This is a genomic window from Rhodococcus sp. 06-156-4, assembly GCF_002259345.1.
GTDB lineage: Bacteria > Actinomycetota > Actinomycetes > Mycobacteriales > Mycobacteriaceae > Rhodococcoides > Rhodococcoides fascians_E.
In genome coordinates this window covers 135,910-153,011 of the sequence record NZ_NPGB01000038.1, presented here as the reverse complement: position 1 = coordinate 153,011, position 17,102 = coordinate 135,910, and the positions used below count along the sequence as shown (strand labels likewise).

The 17,102-nt window shown below is 62.6% G+C and carries 16 protein-coding genes; 5 read left to right on the top strand and 11 right to left on the bottom strand.

Features of this window, described 5'->3' with window-relative positions; genetic code table 11:
• Positions 1-6: 6 nt before the first annotated feature.
• Positions 7-528, bottom strand: coding sequence for a hypothetical protein (locus CH290_RS28575; protein ID WP_015586102.1), 522 nt, complete (start codon positions 526-528; stop codon positions 7-9).
• Between the two features lie 311 nt (positions 529-839).
• Here CH290_RS28575 and CH290_RS28570 point away from each other — a divergent pair, with 311 nt between their 5' ends.
• The gene (locus tag CH290_RS28570; RefSeq protein WP_015586103.1) at positions 840-1,469 is read left to right on the top strand and encodes a TetR family transcriptional regulator; all 630 of its coding nucleotides are present in this window, start codon (positions 840-842) and stop codon (positions 1,467-1,469) included.
• 351 nt (positions 1,470-1,820) lie between these two features.
• On the opposite strand, the gene CH290_RS30885 is transcribed toward CH290_RS28570, so the two are convergent.
• Positions 1,821-2,186, bottom strand: coding sequence for a histone-like nucleoid-structuring protein Lsr2 (locus tag CH290_RS30885; RefSeq protein ID WP_015586104.1), 366 nt, complete (start codon positions 2,184-2,186; stop codon positions 1,821-1,823).
• Positions 2,187-2,224: 38 nt separating this feature from the next.
• Positions 2,225-2,836, bottom strand: coding sequence for a hypothetical protein (locus CH290_RS30880; RefSeq protein WP_230620873.1), 612 nt, complete (start codon positions 2,834-2,836; stop codon positions 2,225-2,227).
• Positions 2,837-3,155: 319 nt separating this feature from the next.
• On the opposite strand from CH290_RS30880, the gene CH290_RS30480 reads away from it, so the two are divergent.
• Positions 3,156-3,320 carry a hypothetical protein gene (locus CH290_RS30480; RefSeq protein ID WP_155289035.1) on the top strand — a complete coding sequence of 55 codons (165 nt, stop codon included), beginning with the start codon at positions 3,156-3,158 and terminating at the stop codon, positions 3,318-3,320.
• A 101-nt stretch (positions 3,321-3,421) separates the two neighbouring features.
• Positions 3,422-3,889 carry a hypothetical protein gene (locus tag CH290_RS28560; RefSeq protein ID WP_139278538.1) on the top strand — a complete coding sequence of 156 codons (468 nt, stop codon included), beginning with the start codon at positions 3,422-3,424 and terminating at the stop codon, positions 3,887-3,889.
• An 842-nt stretch (positions 3,890-4,731) separates the two neighbouring features.
• Here the strand turns inward: CH290_RS28560 and CH290_RS28550 are convergent.
• The 7 genes from CH290_RS28550 to CH290_RS28520 all read right to left on the bottom strand — a co-directional run bounded on the left by CH290_RS28550 (position 4,732) and on the right by CH290_RS28520 (position 14,311).
• On the bottom strand, positions 4,732-5,730 hold the full coding sequence (locus CH290_RS28550; protein WP_015586110.1) for an aldo/keto reductase: 999 nt from the start codon (positions 5,728-5,730) through the stop codon (positions 4,732-4,734).
• Entirely contained in the window at positions 5,727-7,388 is a 1,662-nt protein-coding gene (locus CH290_RS28545) for an FAD-dependent monooxygenase (RefSeq protein WP_015586111.1), read from the bottom strand. Before CH290_RS28545 ends, CH290_RS28550 begins: the two co-directional genes overlap by 4 nt.
• On the bottom strand, positions 7,385-9,028 hold the full coding sequence (locus tag CH290_RS28540; RefSeq protein WP_015586112.1) for an MFS transporter: 1,644 nt from the start codon (positions 9,026-9,028) through the stop codon (positions 7,385-7,387). The genes CH290_RS28545 and CH290_RS28540 overlap by 4 nt, the downstream gene beginning before the upstream one ends.
• Positions 9,025-9,726, bottom strand: coding sequence for an HAD family hydrolase (locus CH290_RS28535; protein WP_052047793.1), 702 nt, complete (start codon positions 9,724-9,726; stop codon positions 9,025-9,027). The genes CH290_RS28540 and CH290_RS28535 overlap by 4 nt, the downstream gene beginning before the upstream one ends.
• A gap of 2 nt (positions 9,727-9,728) precedes the next feature.
• Entirely contained in the window at positions 9,729-10,700 is a 972-nt protein-coding gene (locus CH290_RS28530) for a ScbA/BarX family gamma-butyrolactone biosynthesis protein (protein ID WP_015586114.1), read from the bottom strand.
• 271 nt (positions 10,701-10,971) lie between these two features.
• Positions 10,972-12,054 carry an alpha/beta fold hydrolase gene (locus CH290_RS28525; RefSeq protein ID WP_015586115.1) on the bottom strand — a complete coding sequence of 361 codons (1,083 nt, stop codon included), beginning with the start codon at positions 12,052-12,054 and terminating at the stop codon, positions 10,972-10,974.
• Positions 12,055-12,109: 55 nt separating this feature from the next.
• Positions 12,110-14,311: an MMPL family transporter gene (locus tag CH290_RS28520; RefSeq protein ID WP_052069823.1), complete on the bottom strand. Its 2,202-nt coding sequence runs from the start codon at positions 14,309-14,311 to the stop codon at positions 12,110-12,112.
• 98 nt (positions 14,312-14,409) lie between these two features.
• On the opposite strand from CH290_RS28520, the gene CH290_RS28515 reads away from it, so the two are divergent.
• Entirely contained in the window at positions 14,410-15,048 is a 639-nt protein-coding gene (locus tag CH290_RS28515; RefSeq protein WP_015586117.1) for a TetR/AcrR family transcriptional regulator, read from the top strand.
• A 322-nt stretch (positions 15,049-15,370) separates the two neighbouring features.
• Here CH290_RS28515 and CH290_RS28510 read toward each other — a convergent pair whose 3' ends face one another.
• Positions 15,371-16,333, bottom strand: coding sequence for a LysR family transcriptional regulator ArgP (locus tag CH290_RS28510; RefSeq protein ID WP_015586118.1), 963 nt, complete (start codon positions 16,331-16,333; stop codon positions 15,371-15,373).
• Positions 16,334-16,408: 75 nt separating this feature from the next.
• Between CH290_RS28510 and CH290_RS28505 the strand changes: the two genes are divergently transcribed.
• Entirely contained in the window at positions 16,409-17,032 is a 624-nt protein-coding gene (locus CH290_RS28505; RefSeq protein ID WP_032364998.1) for a LysE family translocator, read from the top strand.
• The last annotated feature ends 70 nt before the right edge of the window (positions 17,033-17,102 follow it).

The window sequence follows — 17,102 nt, the reverse complement described above, 5'->3', positions numbered from 1 at the left end:
GCAGCTTCAGTAGTAGGTGTGAAACTGCTTGGCCCTGTCCACCGCATCGAGGACCTCAGCGTCGAGGCCTTGAGCTTCTCGTTCGATCGCGTTTACCCGTCGCTTCATGCCTGCTCTGGCGAGCCACGGCGACCACATCAGTCGACTGAGCTGCGCTGCTGACAAGCGCACACATCGCCCCAGCGCAGTGTTGATTCCCCCGGCTTCTTCCTGACCGTCTTTCTGCTTTACGTCGTCGTCGCTCGTCAGGCGCGCCACAGTGGCCAGTTGGATGTACAAACGCAGTGGCCGTCGCGGAACCCGTGCAATGATCGCGGCCGTCTCAAGCTCGCGGACACTGTCCTTGAAGTGCTGAAACGACGGATCAGTGGACGACGACCCTGCCCATCGGGTGCGTTCGGTGCTCGCCAAGTGCCGGAGAACCTCGCTACGCAGTTGACGGCGTTGCTGACTGCCGATCAGGTACTGGCCCGCAAAGGATCCGATACCGAGAGCTCCGATAATCGAGGCCACACCACTGATATCCATTTCGTAACAGTATTCGGATCCAGAACTTGGGGTCGGTTGACGCAACGTGAGTGGTGAAAAAGGAGAGATTTTTCCGTACCTATTGCGCCTCACGCGGCAGCAGATGTTCCGACTCCCGAATATTTGCCGGTGCTCGAAGTGTCCACCTCCGCAGGCATAATCGTGGACTGTTGGAGCCGATCGACTTTGGAATGGCGAAATTCCTCGCCTAGGGACGGTAGTGCTTCGGTCGCCGACAGATGGTCGGATCCGCGCGTGCGAATCGGAGTAGAAGGCAGTCCTATGTGGCGATGGACCGGAGAGAGTGTGACATGACGGTTGCCGATCAGAAGGTTTCGGAGCGGGAGAATGCCGAGCATCGCGCGCGTCCTCCGCAGAAACGTGCGCAACGGACCCGTGACGCGTTGATTACCGGTGCGGCTCGAACCATCGCATGTGGGGGAAGCGGCGTCACGGTCAACGACCTGATACAGGCTGCAGGGGTGACCAAAGGGGGCATGTACTTCCACTTCCCATCGAAGGACGCTGTTGTTCATGCAGTGGTCGACCAGGCTGCTCGACAATGCGAGTTCCTCCGGGCGCATCGCCCGTCTACAGGAGACACTGTGGCCGATGTTCAGGACTTGCTCGGCGGCTACTTCACTCATGCGAAACGGTATTGGTCTCTGAGGGCAGCAGCGGTGTTGTGGACCGACCTCCACTACGAGGACGTCGCACGGGCCGCGACCTACCACCCTCTCAGGGCCGCGGTCCTGGCCCTTCTGACCAGCAACGGCAGGCTGCCGACGATATCGGTGGACACTGCCGATGCTGTCATGGCCATCGTGTGCGGCGTGACGACCACCGCCGGGCCGGGGGGCTTCGGTGACGGCGGCGATCTCGACACCGTCCTGCGGTTGACGGGGCCCGTGATCGCGGCTGCCGGTGCAGTGGCGGTATGAACAGCGGTGGCGGGGACTCCGGGAAGCCTTGATCTCCGCCGGTTACCCGCGGCCGGTAGTGGGCGACGAGCCGGGCCAGCTCACGTTGTCGTGGGGCACCGGTGTCGGCGTACGAGAGATGTGTGTGAGCCCTTCAGGGGTGGTCGCCCGGACACCGGACGCGGTCTTTGCCTTGGGCCTGTTACGTCAGTCGGCAGCAGACTGGGTATCGCCGCTGCACCCGCTGATCGCAGAGCCGATCGTGCGCACATCCGAATCGCCCTTTCGGGTAGTCGAGCCGGTGACCAACATCGTTCGGAGCGCGTCGGTGATCCGGCGTTCGATGACGTGCCAGGTGAGTTTCCTGGGCTGTCAGTGTGCGGCGTTGTACGCCTCTTCGATGTCGGTGGGGATGCGGCCTCGATCGCCGATCTCGTGACCGTTGTCCGCCGCCCACTGCCGAATTGCGCGAGTCTGCGCCGGGTCACGCTTGGCCGGTGTCCCGGCTGTCGAAGGCGTCGACGCGGTTGCGGGGAAGGGTTTACGTTTGCGTCCGCCAACCCGCGCGGCGTGCTTGATGTAGTAGTCGAGCTTTCTGTGAAACTCGCTGGCGTTCTTTGCTTTCAAGTCGATCACGTACTCGACGCCCTGGACCGCGAACTCGATCGTTTCACCGGAGTCGTCGATGACCGATCCGTCGATGTCGTCGACCAATTGAATCGTTTCTAGCTTGGCCACAGTGAAGAAACCCTCTCGCAAAAATGTATGGAAGACAGCTAAGTGAGCGTATAACGGGTCTGCGTGGTCGTGACAACTGTGGGTGCGGCGCGCGTGGTTCGGATGCAGGATCGAGAGAGTGCGATTATGGGCAGCGCTCCATTCGTGGTCGGCGATGAAGCCCAAGTTACTAGTCGGGCGATGACGTCGACGCCGTCGAATGTCTGGTTGTGCTGTTCTGACGACCGTTCGATCAGGGAAATGAGGCGGACCAGCCCTTCCGCGTATCGGGCCAGGGTCCGCGGCGAGAGGTCGTAAAATCGGTACACCCATATCGTCCCGGAAGTGGCCTCGTTGAGAACGCGCGCGGCCGTGCGCGGATCGATGACAACGCTGCCGCCTACATCAGAGGGGTCGTATTCGCCCGTGTCGGCGGGTCCTTCGACATTCTGCGCGTAGTAGCCCACAACGTTGGTCGCGTCTGTGTAGCGGTACCTCTTCGCTTTCAGTGCGCGGAGCAGGAAGCCCTCGTAGATGTAGTTGTCACCACGCTTGGTGGGGTAGACCGTGCCGTCGTTGTATCCCTGATACGCACTACGCTGATCATCAGCGACATCGACGCCGCCGAACCCCCTGATCAGGATTAACGGTCGGCATTTTATTTCGCCCATCTGAACCTCCACGAGTGTTCGTCGCAGCAGGCACATGCCCCCGCTGTAACTCGTCGTCCTTGACTCAAATCGACGGGTGGAGATACCTGAGGTGCAACCGCGAACCCGCTGAGCTGGTCGTTGCGGCCAGGCCGCTTCTGATGGTCCTCGTGTTGGGGGGCGATGTCACTGGTAGTTAGGGCTGACAACCGTTTGAACGGCAGACCCGTTGGCCTGCGGATGAGAATTCGAGCTGTTCGTGGTGTCCGGTCCTGACGCTAGTGTGCATCGACAGAGACAGCCAACAGGGGCCTTGGCCTATCGGTGGGGGTGAATGATCATGCGAGACAAGAGCGGTGGAGATGTGAACGTCGACGGAAGCGGGGACGCCGTAGGACACGTCGTGGACAGGTTCGCCGCGGTGATGACCGAATTCGACGTCGATACTGCCGGCGTGGGTGTGCCGTGTATCGATTCGGTGTGGCAGGGGGAGTTGCGGGGATGAGGGGCCGGCAGCTCGTCGTTGTTGACGTCCACACCACGGGGCCGTCGTTCGAGGCTCACGAGGCCTTCGAGCTCGCCGCGATCGACGGTGCATCCGGGAGGGTGTGGGATCTCGCGCTGCCTTTGACATCGGCACAGCTCGAACGGGCGGATTCAACATTCCTGCAGCTCAGCGGATACCACCGTCGACGGCTGGTGGAAAAGGCGCAGCATGACGCGTTGACCATTGGAACGGAGCTCGCGGCGCTCAGTGATGTGTTGGCTGGAAACACGCTCGGCGGCGCAGATCCGGAGATCCATGCGGCATTTTTGAGCAAGGTCTTTCACCGGCATGGTGTCCGGTCGCGTTGGCACCACCTGCCCGCAGATATCGCGGCGTTGACCGCCGGTGCCCATGGGATCCCCGCAACCAACATTCCGCGGCTGGAGGTGTGCTGCGAATTGTGGAATGTGCAGCTCGCGGAATTTCCTTCGGCGCTGGATCGGGCGCACGCTGTCGCCGATTGCTTCGCGGCGTTCGACCGCAGAAGCGGACGGGAATCGGTGTCGGCAACGCTCAGAGGCGAGTAGGTGTTGAAGCAGCCGCTTATTGCGCTGGGCCACACCTGAGCCCCGCAGTTCTGTCTCGGTAGTCACGCTATCGCAGGCGGCGAATCCAGACGAATGGTATTCTACGAGTTAATACTCGTATTTGATGGCAGCGGCCGTCACCGTTGGACGTGGGGATCTGATGGATCTGTTCATCGATGTCATAGCCTCAATCGCTTCCTGGTGTGCTCCGATGGTTCTGCTCGTGGCTGCCGCAATCCTCTTGGTGGAATCCGGCTTGCTCGTCGGGTTTCTCCTCCCGGGTACTGGCACGGTTCTGGCGGTCGGTGCTCTCGTGGGGCTGGGCGAACTTGATCCCGTCGTGACGGCGATCGTCCTGATCGCTTCGTCGACAGCAGGGGCTCAGCTGGCCTTTCGGTCCATCAGGCGTGGATCGTGTCGCGCTGATATCGCCGGCGCAGGCCGCTTTGCGCGCCTGATCAACAGGGTGCTTGCTCGGGCACGTCAGTTGTTTTCGGGGGATGCGCGCGTCGGGACAGTGACCACGCATTTCGTCGGAGGCGCGAGGACCTTGGGGCCACGTCTCGCTGCGGGTTCCTCGTTGTCGTTCTCGAGGTTCGCGGTGTTGAATATCGTCGCCGCAACCGTGTGGGTCACTCTTCTGTTGACCACGGGAAGCGTGTTGGGAGCCAACCCCGCGTGGATCCCCTGGGCCACTGGCGCTTTCGTCGTGGCCGTAGTTGGAGTCATCGCAATTCGGGCATTTCGGCGCAGTGACGCTCCGGTTCCCGGCGGCACAATTCCCGCCCGTCGATCTGATCGACGGGGCGGGAATGCGGCTGTGCCGTGCAGTTGTGCCCGTGTCATTCGCGGCCGGCTGATACCCAACTCATGTCGGGTGCTCGGGTTCCGGTGACGGCGTCGGCGAGGGTGTCGAGGACGGCGAGCTGGTCCGCGGTGAGTTCGATGTGCACCGAGCCCGCGTTTTCGGTGACCCGATCCGCATTCCGAGTGCCGGGTATCGGAACGACGGGCAGCGCGAACTGTGTACCTTTCACCCGTAGCCACGCCAATGCGATCTGGGCGGGCGTGGATCCGTGCTGTGACGCGATGTCTGTCAATGGGGCGAGGGCGTCGGTGTTCGTTTCGAATGCGTCGAGTTGAAAGCGGGGTAGATACCGCCGAAAGTCGTTGTCGCCGAGCTGTTCCTGTTTCACTTTTCCGGTGAGCATTCCGCGTCCCAGTGGGGAGTAGGGAACGAATCCGATGCCGAGTCGAGCTGCGGTCGGGACGATGGCGTTCTCGACGTCGCGGCTGAACAAGCTCCATTCGGACTGGACCGCGGCGAGCGGATGGGTCCGGTGCGCTCGTTCTAGTTCGGGGGCGGTTACTTCCGATACTCCGATGTGCCGGACTTTTCCGTCGGCGATGAGCTCGGCCATCGCTCCGATGGTGTCGTCGATCGGGATGTGTGGGTCGACCCGGTGAAGGTAGTAGAGGTCGACGACGTCCACGTCGAGGCGACGCAGGCTGTTGTCGATGCACTGGCGGACGTAAGCCCTGTCTCCGCGGCTTCTGCGGCCGGGTTCGGTTACGGAGGTATCGATACCGAATTTGGTGGCGACGGTGACCTCGTCGCGACGGTCGGCGAGGAGTCTGCCGATCAGTTCCTCGTTGGTCCCGAGGCCGTACACATCTGCGGTGTCGATGAAGTCGATGCCGAGGTTGACGGCGTGATGCAGGGTCTTCAGTGCTTGGTCGGGGTCGGATTCGCCGTACATCGAGGTCAATGCCATGCCGCCGAATCCGAGTGCGGATACTTCGAGGCCTGTTCCGAGGTTCACGTGTGGGAAGTCGGTCATGATGCTGTCTCCTTGGAGGCGCTCGTTTCGGGTCGACCGCGTTCGACTGCCTGTGTGTCCGCGGGTCCGGCCACTGCGGTGAGGTAGGTCCGTATGGCTGCAGGGTTCTGCAGCGAGCCGGTCATGCCCACTATGCGGTCGGGACGCACGACAGCGACACCGCCCTGTCCGAGCTCGCTCGAAACGATCTCGTGGGTGTCGATCACGGTGGGAGTTGCGCTCAGAAGTGTGGTGGGGGAGTGGACCACGACCACGACGTGCAGCCGCGACCCCCACGAGTCGAGGATGGCATGTAAGGCCCGGAGTTCGTCGATACTGGTGATGGTGGCCAGCGCCAGGACTCGTCGGTCATCGAGGAGGTCGGGCAGCAACTTGTCGACCTCTCCGTCGAACTGGACGGGATGCGGGGGCAGGAACTTGCCCGGCGAGATGGTTCGACCGCGCCCGCCCCCGCGGGCCACTGACGGGCCGTAGGCCGTATCGATCTGCGCCAGTTGAGGAACGACACGCCGGGTGAGGAGCCCTGTCGCCGAGAGGATTCCGAGGATTCGGTCGCGGATCCACCGCGAAACGGCAGCACGAGTTGTCCACAGTTTCGTCTGAAGATCGGTCATCGCGGCGACCGATTCTGCGACGGGTCGTCGTTCGAGTTCATATGTTTCGAGTAGTGCTGCATCGGCTCCGTCGACCGCTACTGCTGCAAGTTTCCACGCGAGATTCGCCGCGTCCTGTATTCCGGTGTTCATACCTTGACCTCCCGCAGGACTGTGAATATGTGCAGCGTCGCCGGCAAGGATGAATCGGCCCGACACGTAGCGCGAGGACAGTCTCCGGTGTACTCGAAAGTCGCTCTGCCAAAGCACATTACTGACCCGGAAGCGGCCGAGGCCGCGTTGGCCGAGCATGATGTTGGCGCGATCGGTGATCTGAGTCGGCGGTATGAGCGCAGGGGAAGCGGACTGACGGTGTCCGAGAAATACCCGGTGTCCACCACCTGGGAGCGGGACGACGACCGTCACCCCGTCCGGGTGGAGATGGTACTGAGCCTCCCCGACCGACCCATCGGTTTCTAGGGTGCCGTCCACCAGCAGAAAAGCGTCGTCGTAGCTGTCGCCGTCGAAGTCGATGGCCGCTGTTTTCCGCACGGTGCTGTGTGCACCGTCGGTGCCCACGATCCACTCTGCTGTTGTGGTGAAGCGGATTCCGCTCGGACCGACCAATGACGCCCTCGCCCCGTCGCTGGGCCCGGCAGGGTCCGGATCGAGGGCACCGAGGAACTTGTGCCGCCAGCGGACCGTACCTCCCAGCGCCTGGTAGAGCTCGAGGAGAGCTGCCTCGACGAGGGGCTGCGGAAGGGACAGGGGTTTGTGCAGGCCGGGCTGGTCGAGGCCGGTGAAGTCGACGTGGCCGATCTGTGACCCTTTCGACCAGTACGACGCTCGGTCGAGAGTGACGCCGGCATCGAATACCGCGGGATCGACACCGAGGATGCGCAGGCTCTCCTGGGCGGCACTCCAGAGTACGAGGGCTTTCGGTTCGGTCGAGGGCCCCGACTTGCCGTCGATAATCATGTGGTCGACGTTCCTGCGGGCGAGCTCGCAAGCAAGCGTCAGACCTGTGGGGCCCGCGCCGACGATGAGGACGGTGTGCTCGGTCATGTCCGGACTCCTGACGGGCGAGGCGGGGCGAGGCTGGATTGTTCGGCCGAGATCACGTCCTCGTATCCGGTGGACGGCGCGTCGCGGGGTAGGGGAGAGGCCGCTGCGTGCGGGTCTGCTGCCGCGGGGTCGACGAGGAAGTCCTTGCGTCTGATGAGGGTGAATGCCGCGATCGCACCGATGAGGGTGACGATTCCCGCGATCGTCGTGACCTGATGCAGCGCCGAGATGAACGCGATTTCTGCTGCCACCCCAACGTCCTGCCCGGTCTCTTGCAGCGCCGCGACGGCCCCGGAGGCCACGGCGTCGACGGTGGCGTCGAGCTGGGCCGGAGTCAGGGCGGATCCGTACGCGGTGTCGAGTTCGGATTCGATGGTGCGATGAGCCAAAGCTCCGAGTACCGCCACGCCCAATGCCGCACCGACCTGCTGGAATGTCTCGTTGATCCCAGCTCCCATCCCTGAGTCTTCGGCCCGAACGAGAGCCACTGCCGCGCTCGCACGGGGTGGATTGTGTAGTCCCATACCGAGTCCCGCGATCACAAACCCCGGTAACAACGCCGTCCAGCTGTCACCGACGTCCGCGAATCGAAACAACAGAAACCCGATTCCTGTGCACAACAGCGAGATTCCGATCAGAATCGATGTCGAGATCCGGGCGCTCAGTATTCCGCCCACGGCACCGGATATCAGCAGGACGCCGGTAAGCGGCAGGAACCTCAATCCGGTCTCGATAGCCGAGTAGCCCAGCACGCCTTGCATCCACAGCACCGAGAACAAGATGGTGGCCGTGACGGCGAAGTTGATCGCAAACGTTGCCGCGGACAGGCCGTTGAAGGAACGGTTTCCGAACAGGACCATGTCGAGCATGGGATTGCGGACGCGGCGCTCGACCACAGCGAAGCCGAGGAGGGCGAGCACACCGACCGCCAACGCTACCGCGGTACGTGGGTCGGTCCATCCCACGACGGGTGCCCGGATGATTGCAAAGATCAACGCGAACAGACCTGCGGAGAACAGTGCCAGACCGAGGGGGTCGAGACCGCGGCGCGCGGTCGATGTCTGGTGGTCCCGGACTTTCAGAGCGACGACGGCCAGAATGATCAGTCCCACAGGGATATTGAGGTAGAACACCCATCGCCAGTCCACTTCGGTGAGGATGCCTCCGATCAACGGTCCCGCAGCGATGGCGATGCCCGAGGTGGCCCCGAAGATGCCGAAGGCGGTTCCTCGTTGGCGGCCGTGGAACGTCGCTGCGATCATCGCTGGGCCGACGGCGTACATGATGGCCGCGCCGAGGCCTTGAACTCCACGTGCTGCGTTGAGCAGAGTTGCTGACCCAGCGAGACCGCAAGCCACGGACGCGAGGGTGAAGGCCAGCGCGCCGACGGCGAAGATCCGGGTGCGGCCCAGTCTGTCCGCGATCGAGCCGGCGGTGAGCAGAAACGCGGCCAGTGCCAGGGCGTAGGCGTCGATCACCCATTGCAACTGCTCGAAGCTGGCCGAGAGGTCTCGTTGTATCGCGGGCAGTGCGACGTTGACGACGGTGAGGTCCAAGAACAGCATGAATGTTCCGAGGCAGACCGCTGTCAGCGTCCACCAGCGTTCGGGGGCCGACTGCAGCGGTTCGGGGGTGCTCATGCGGACTCCTCGAGGAGCGCGTCCGCGGTGGGTTGCGCGGCCGGCTGCTGGCGTCCGAACCAGGCGTCGATTGCCTCGATGGCTCCCGCGGTGTCGGTGAAGTGATGTATCTGCATTCCGTGCGCTCGGGCGGCTTGGCAATTGCGTAGGTCGTCGTCGACGAACAGGCATCGAGCGGCAGGGACGCCGAGTCGTTCGGTCGTCCGGCGGTAGATTTCGGGTTCGGGTTTGCGGACACCTTCGTTCGCGGAGACGACCTCGACGCTGAACAGGCCTGTGGGGACGATTCCTCGCCACTCGGGTTCCCATTCTCGGACGTTGTTGGTCAACAGTCCCAGAGTTCGTCCTTCGGATTTCAGCGTGTGCAAGTAGTCGAGAAGTTCCGAGTTGGGGACCCGGCCGGAGAACCATGCCGGCCGGAACTGTGACAGGTCGATAGCGCGTCCGGTCATGGTTTCCAGTGCCGATCCGACTCGGTCGAGGAAGGCCGCTTCGGTGATTTCGCCGCGTTCGAGCGGGGCCATGATCGTTTCGTCCGGGTCATCGTGCGCGGTGAACAGGGCACCCATCAGGTCCTCCGGTTGCACGGACATGTACTCGGTGAACGCCGCGATGGTGTCGGCGATGGGGTTGGTCAGGACGCCGCCGTAGTCGACGACGAGAACGAGGGGACCGGTGTCGATACTGTTGTCGGACATCGTCATCCCACCTCGACCTGCGAGCGGACGATGACGACGTCACCCTGGACGAGTTCGAAAGATGCGACGATCCCAGTCCCGGACTCGGTGGGTGCGGTGTCGATCAAGCGGCAGTAGACAGGAAGCTCGTGTTCGGCGAAGTCGAGGAACTGGATGTCGTAGCGCACCGGGGAACCGACCGACGATTCCGGCAGTGAGTGGGTGTCGAGGACGGCGCACACCGATGCCTGCCTGCACGCTTCGGTCAAGAGCATCCCCGAGACGTGGTCGACCTTGTGATCGGAGAGCGACGGGTGGTTGTTGTCGACGACGACCTCGTACGTCGTGTCGGGGTGTTCGGTGCCGGTGGAGGCGATGACGACGTTCTTCGAGTCCCGCCGGGCAACGCGTGCAGGCGGAAGCGGAACGGCGGCAGAGGTATACGGCTGATCGGGGGTGTTCTTCGCTGCCCGCCCGGCCGCGCGCATCTCGGCGAACATCTGCTTGGGCATGAAGCTCAGGGATCCGACGAATTCGCCGACAGGCACGCCGTCGAGAACGGTCTGGTACCTACCGACTGCCCCGGTCAGGTACCCCTCGACGTGGAACCGCTTCTCGAATTCGACTCGGATGACCAACCGGCCCGGTGTTTCCCCGACCTGGAGGGCAGCGAGGTCGGTCACCGACACCGAGGCCTTGCGGAAGACGAACGCCCAGTCCTTGGGTACTCCGTAGAACTGGTGACTGATCAGGATCGAGGCCTGCCTGCATGCCTCCACGAGGATCATGGGGTCGTACCGGTCGTCGAGTCGGTCGCTGTAGAGGGCATGCCCTCGCGGTAGCTGCGCGGCGACGACGAATCGGTTCTCGCCCGTCGCAGCAGCGTCGGTGAGGAAGACCTCGCTGACAGCTGCGCGGTGGACGAGGCTTCGCGGCACAGTGCGATCGAATGTCAGTTCACTGGCGATATCGAACGGTGGTGTGGTGACAGTCATTTCTTCCCCCAGGAAGGTGGTCGCAGATTTTCTGCTTTGTGCGAAACGCACCGATCGGTACGTGGTTTCAAGTACAGCGCCACGTTTTCGATAAGTCAATTCTTTTCACGTTAATTCCAAATGTTCGGAAAGTGATTCCCGTAACAATATAATTTCAGTTCGAGCGCAGATATACCGCCAGTAATTCGAGCACTATTGTGAGCCTGTGCACACGGTTAAGTGCACAGGCTCGCAATAGTGCGTTCAGCTATTTGATGCCGATCTGATGCGGTCAGTGGGGTTGTCGGGCGTCGAGCCACTGGTCGAGCGAGTCGAAGACGATGGCGGCGTTCCGTGCGTGGCCCATGTAATGGCCTGCGTGAGGAATCGTGATCGCCTTTCTGTCCGATGTTCCGGTGAACGATGCAATATGTTCGTCACCGAATTGCACGCGTGCGTCGTCCTGTCCGTAGAGGCCGAGAACTGGAATGTCTATGCTCGACATTTTGGCCAGGTCGAGAAGAATTCCGGGGCCTTGTGAAAGCATGTCGCCGCACGGGTGTTGGTTCTGATAGGGCGCTGCTGTATCGATTACTTGTTGTTCGGTATCGGCATAGTTTCCTGTCACGAATTCAGTGGTTCCTTGGTCGTAAAAGGTGTAGCCCTTGGCGGCGGGATTGTTTTCCGATGCCGAGCCTCCGGTGAGGCAGCGTGGTGTGGCGGCGAAGAATCTGACGTAGGCCTCGGGTGTCAGTCCGCGATCGGCCCAGTCCATGACGACGAGAGCGTCGACGTCGTCGAAGGTGTAGGCCTCGATCTGGACGATCTGCCCGCCGTTCGACTGGCCGGCGAGGGTGATGTGCCCGAAGGTGGGGGCCGTTCCGGATGCATCCCATTGATAGGTGCCGGTACGCAGCGCTTGGACGATCTGATGGGCCATCGTTGCTTGGGACCCCACGCACATGGCCCCGCCTGCCGGAGCGTCGCTCGTGTCGTATCCGAGTCTGTCGATCGTCAGTGAGGTCTGTCCGCGAGCGGCCATTTCGTAGGTGTGGTGGTATCCCTCGACTGGAAGACGCCAGTACCATTCGCCGGCTGCGATGCCGTGTTCGTAGAGGGTGATGGCGTTGCCGAAACCCTCTGCGGGAGCGGTGAGATGGCCACGGATGGTGTAGGTTCCGCCGTCGGCGGTGCACGGGACGGCTGTGTCGTTGGTGTTGCGGACTGTGAAGGACACCGGTACGTCGATCACGTCCGATCGGGTCGGCTGCGCGGAGGCGATGGCCGTTCCACCGAGAAAGATGGCGGTCGACGCGACGGTTATCGCAATCGCGGCGAGGAGCCGTGAGAGGGGGTGATGGCGGCTGTCGAGCATGGGGTACTCCGATCGGGGCGGGGATGTGGTGGCTGGGAGCGTGCGAGTGCAGTGCTCATACAGGGGTTTTGGGTCTTCCAGGGTCGACTTCGGTACCAGGTGTATCGACGCGTGGAGCATCGGTGATGCCGATGAGCTGGTGCAGGCGTGCCAGTGGGCGCGGTGCCCACCAGTTCCAGCGGCCGGTCAGGGCCATGATGGAGGGGACGAGGATCGCTCGGATGACGGTGGCGTCGATCAGGACCGCCAGTGCCATGCCGATTCCGAGTTGCTGAAGGAAGGTCACCCCGGAAGTGGCGTAGGTGGCGAAGGATGCGGCCAGGATGAGAGCTGCTGCGGTGACGACGGGTGCGGAGCGTGAGATGCCATCGATGATGGATTGGCGATTGTCTCCGGTACGGTCGAATTCTTCTTTGATGCGCGAGAGCAGGAAGACTTCGTAGTCCATCGACAGGCCGTAGGCGATGCAGAACATCAGGATGGGGATGCTCGGCTCGATGGCACCGGTAGGGGTGAAACCCAGCAGCCCAGCAAGATTGCCGTTCTGAAAACCCCACACCAGGACACCGAACATGACCGTCAGTGACAGCAGATTCAGAATGGTGGCTTTGATGGGGGCGATGATCGATCCGGTCATCACGAACAGAATGGCGAAGGTGATCAGTGCAATGAGCACGGCCACGAGCGGGAGCCGGGCGGTGACGCCGTCGGTGTAGTCGTCGAGCATCGCGGGTGAGCCGCCGACGAGTACCTGGCCGGGAGGCTCCACCGACCGTACCGCGGAGACGAATCCGGCTCTGTCGTCCAGTGATTCGCGAGTCGGTACCACCGAGAGGTAGCTGCCTGCGGTGTCGGGAGTGAAACGGACGGCGCCGTTCGGTGGAGCAGTGAGCGCCCTGTCGGGTTCGACGGTGCCCAGTGCGCTGTCCACTCGTAGCACCTGGGGCAGTGCTGCGAGATCGGAGGCGTACCGAGCGAGGCCGTCCGGTGCGATGGTCGGTGCGACGAGCAGAATTGCGTCTGCATCCTCGCTGGCGTAGTCGTCGCGGATGGTGTCGTACAGGGCGCGGACCGGAACCGACTGCGGCAGGATGCGATCGTCCGGTGCGCCGAACCGAACGCCTAGTACCGGCGCTCCGAGCAGTATCAAGATCACCACACCGGCGATCGCGAACACTGCAGGTCGGCCGGTCGTGGCCACGGTGATCCGCCGCCACACGGTACTTCCGTCGGTGTCCGGTTCCTTGCGCCGTAAGGCGCGGTGCCCGAGCAGCACCAATGCGGCCGGGAGTACGACCGTAGCGGCGAGCACGGCGGTGGCGACGACGGCTATCCCGGCGTAGGCGAACGAGGCCAGGAACGGGAACGGGAAGACCAGCAGAACGGCCAGTGACGCGGCGACGGTGGCGCCGGAGAACATGATGGTGCGTCCGGCTGCCTGCGCTGCTCGCTGCACGGCCAACGTCAGGTCAGCGGTGCGGCGGGCTTCCTCTCGGAAGCGGTAGATCAGGAACAGTCCGTAATCGACGCCGAGTGCAATGCCCATCACCAGCGCGATGTTCGCCGCGAAGGTCGATACTTCGGTGAAGGCTGCCACCACGCGCATGATGGCCAGGGTGCCGACGACGGAGAACAGTCCGGTTGCGAAGACCACTGCGGCGAGACGGAGCCGCCGTAGGACGGCCCACAACAGTGCGATCACCAGCGGGGCGATGATCAGCTCTGCTCGGAGAAAGTCGGTCCTGGATTGTTCTGCGACGGAGCGGAACACCTCGTCGCTGCCGCCGAGAGCGATGTCGATGTTCGAGGTAGCCGACCGGCTGAGTGCCTCGTCGAGAGCGGGAAGGACCTGTTGCCGGATTTCGGTGGCGTCGCCCGGTGCCCACGCCTGGATCAGCGCCGAGCTGCCGTCCCCGGCGGCGAGGGTCGGAACCTCTTCGGTCCAGTAGGACCATGTGTCGTCGATGCCGGGGAAGGTGTCGACGAACTCGGTCAGACGTAACCCGTCCGCGGCGACGGCCGAGCTGTCGACGTCGCCGGTCTTCGCGGTGACGAGGATGGTGATGTTGGGTGTGCCGGTCTGAAAGGTGTCGTTGAGCAGCGCCTCGGCTGCCGCAGACGGGGCGTTGGTCGCCTCGAACCTGTTCAGGGACAGTGCATTCATCGCACCGGCAGCGACTGCTGCGAGCACGAGGAAGAGGACGCCGGCCACTACGAGGGTGAGGCCGGGTCGAGTTGTGGCGAATCGGGTGGGCATCGCGGGTCCCCCTGCTACCGTGGATACGAGCGATTGCTCGTGATTTGCGAGAATACGAGCGAAAGCTCGTCTTGTCTACCGGAAAGCCTGGAGTTCACATGCCGAATACCTCGACGCCAACTACCTCTCCTGCACCCAAGCGTCAGGATCGCGGACTCAAGCGCATCGCTGCGATCCTCGACGGTGCGGAGGAGTTGTTCGGAGAAGTCGGGTTCGACGCAGCGACCACGAACGCTATCGCCAGCAAATCGGGCATGTCACCGGGTTCGCTGTACCAGTTCTTCAGAAACAAGGAAGACATCGCCGCAGCATTGGCGGAACGCTACGTCGTGGAGTTGACCGACGCCCAATCGGCCGCGGTCGATCCGCGACCGGACGGCTTCGTGGAATCTCTACCGCAGTTCATCGACCGGGCCGTCGACAATATGGTCGCCTTCAATGCGGCCAATCCGGCTTTCCTGCAACTGTTCTCGCGAGCAGATACCCAGCCTGCCCTGTATACCGCAGTCGTACCATTGCAGAGCGAACTCTCCCAGAGGGTCGCCCAGACCTTGGCCGCACTCGCACCGACCCTGTCCAGCGAACGCATCGACCTCCACGCGCTGGTGGCCTTGCAGATCACCCGCGGAATGATGCCCGTCATCGCCGCAGAAAAAACTAACAAGAAGGACCAGCTCGTGACCGAGCTCAAGGCGGCACTGATTCGTTACCTGTCCGAGGCACTCGCCTCACCCTGACGGAACAGAGACCCGCGCCGCCGCAGGCCGTGCGTACTCCCAGTCTGAAAAAAGCTGCAGCAGTAGCTGTTTTGACGTTTTTCAGTTGTGCTGCCAGCAATCACTGCTTTTCGTACACTATGGGATCCGCGCCGATCGATACTTCGATGCGTGGTGGAGCATTCGGTCGAGGCTCAACGCCCCGCGTCGTATGCTCGGTCAGCGATCGGCGACCTTAGGCGCGCACCCGGCGGCGGACCATGCGACCGGCGTGCATCGCCGCAACTTTGGTCCAATCAGGGTGTGCAATTAGCCGTCACAGCTGGACCGATGACCGCCGGACTCACGCAGGTTCCGGTGTTGCCGCGCCGGTCACCGCATGACCTGGGGGACGGTTCGCTGTTTTTCGTTCTTTGGGTGTGTCGATCAATGCGTTATGTGCAGCATCGCGTACCCAGCCTGTGATTCTGTCGAGGGTTTCGGATGGCAGGTGCCATCGTTGCCAATACAGGGGAATGGTGACGTTGTGGTCGGGGTCGAGGTGAACGAGTGTCCCGTCGGCGAGGTCGCGTGCGATTTGTCCTTCCGGTAGCACGCCCCACCCGAGTCCGAGTCGAGCTGCAGTCAGGAATTCGCGGTTCGATGGGAGGTAGTGGATCGGGGGCTCACGGTGCGCCTTGATCTTGCGTAGATAGGCGTGTTGCAGGTCGTCCTTTTTGTCGAATCGCAGCATCGGGAGGCGGCTGGGATCGCAACCGTCGGAGTCGGCGTCGCGAATGAGTGAGGGTGCGCACGCGGGCCAATAGACCATGGCTCCGAGCGGTTCGACCGTACAGCCAGGTGCTGCGGTGCGTGAGGTCGTCACGGCGGCCATGACCGCGCCTTGACGCAGTAGAGCGTCTGTATGGTCCTGATCTTCGATGTGGAGGTCCAGCAGTATCCGTCGGTCGACGGCTATCGCTTTCATCACCGGTTGGAACCACGTCGAGACCGAATCGGCATTGATAGCAAGTGAAAAGCGCAGCGGTGCAGCAGTATTCGTTGTCGTTGAGCCGCCGCGTAGCTCAGCGTCGGCGTCGACGGTGAGGACTTCGATCTGCCGCGCGAGTCGGAGCAGGGCTTGCCCGTTTCTGGTGGGTAGTACCGGCCTGGTTCGCTGTAGCAGCGCGGCCCCCGACGCTCGTTCGAGCGCGGTAATGCGTTGGCTGACTGCAGAAGACGAGATGTGCAACGCCGTTGCAGCTCCCTCGAACGACCCTGAATCGCAGATCGCGGCAAGTGTGGCGAGCTGATCGTGGTTGTACATCCACAAATACTAAACCTAGATCAGCGATACTTAGGAAACGTGCATCGATGCTGGAGCGGTCGTACCGTTCTTGCCGTGAACAACCCCGTTCTGGCCTATCTCCCCGTCGCTATCGTCTTCGGAATAATCCCAGGTCCTGACGTCATGTTGGCGGTCAAGCACTCGCTTACCGGCGGTGTGCGTCACGGCATCGCCGTAGCTTTGGGTGCGGCGACGGGGTCGATGGCCTGGGGCATCGCTGCGGCCGTGGGGTTGGCGTCCTTGCTCACCAGCGTCCCCGGGGCATTCGACGCGGTACGTATCGCAGGTGCCGCCTACCTGGTGTTTCTAGGAATTCAGAGTATCTGGCAGCGCAAGGGCAGCTTCACCGACGTCGATGCCGCGACTTACAACGCGCACCAGCCGAAGTGGTCGCGAGCGTTCATGACCGGTTTCGTCGCGGACCTGTTGAATCCGAAAATGGGTGCGTTCTACCTGGCGGTGCTGCCGCAGTTCATTCCGCGCGACGGGAACGTTTTCGTTTGGTCCATGCTGCTCATGTCGATCGAGTTCGTGGTGGCGCTGATATGTCTGTCCTCGTACGCACTTCTTGCCTCGTCCGCTCGCCGGTTCTTGGAGAAGGGCCGCTTGGGGGCGTGGCTCGAGCGTGGACTGGGTGTTGTTCTGGTGGGATTCGGCGTCCGGCTGGCCTTCGAGTAAACACCCCCGCCGTCCGAGCCCTTCTCCCTTCGCTCTTTCAACTACTCGACCCGAGCCCGACCTGACTTGA

Coding starts and splice junctions, on each gene's coding strand:
- CH290_RS28575 (WP_015586102.1), bottom strand. CDS start 528: ATGGATATCAGTGGTGTGGCCTCGATTATCGGAGCTCTCGGTATCGGA.
- CH290_RS28570 (WP_015586103.1), top strand. CDS start 840: ATGACGGTTGCCGATCAGAAGGTTTCGGAGCGGGAGAATGCCGAGCAT.
- CH290_RS30880 (WP_230620873.1), bottom strand. CDS start 2,836: ATGGGCGAAATAAAATGCCGACCGTTAATCCTGATCAGGGGGTTCGGC.
- CH290_RS30480 (WP_155289035.1), top strand. CDS start 3,156: ATGCGAGACAAGAGCGGTGGAGATGTGAACGTCGACGGAAGCGGGGAC.
- CH290_RS28550 (WP_015586110.1), bottom strand. CDS start 5,730: ATGACCGACTTCCCACACGTGAACCTCGGAACAGGCCTCGAAGTATCC.
- CH290_RS28545 (WP_015586111.1), bottom strand. CDS start 7,388: ATGACCGAGCACACCGTCCTCATCGTCGGCGCGGGCCCCACAGGTCTG.
- CH290_RS28540 (WP_015586112.1), bottom strand. CDS start 9,028: ATGAGCACCCCCGAACCGCTGCAGTCGGCCCCCGAACGCTGGTGGACG.
- CH290_RS28535 (WP_052047793.1), bottom strand. CDS start 9,726: ATGTCCGACAACAGTATCGACACCGGTCCCCTCGTTCTCGTCGTCGAC.
- CH290_RS28530 (WP_015586114.1), bottom strand. CDS start 10,700: ATGACTGTCACCACACCACCGTTCGATATCGCCAGTGAACTGACATTC.
- CH290_RS28525 (WP_015586115.1), bottom strand. CDS start 12,054: ATGCTCGACAGCCGCCATCACCCCCTCTCACGGCTCCTCGCCGCGATT.
- CH290_RS28520 (WP_052069823.1), bottom strand. CDS start 14,311: ATGCCCACCCGATTCGCCACAACTCGACCCGGCCTCACCCTCGTAGTG.
- CH290_RS28515 (WP_015586117.1), top strand. CDS start 14,410: ATGCCGAATACCTCGACGCCAACTACCTCTCCTGCACCCAAGCGTCAG.
- CH290_RS28510 (WP_015586118.1), bottom strand. CDS start 16,333: ATGTACAACCACGATCAGCTCGCCACACTTGCCGCGATCTGCGATTCA.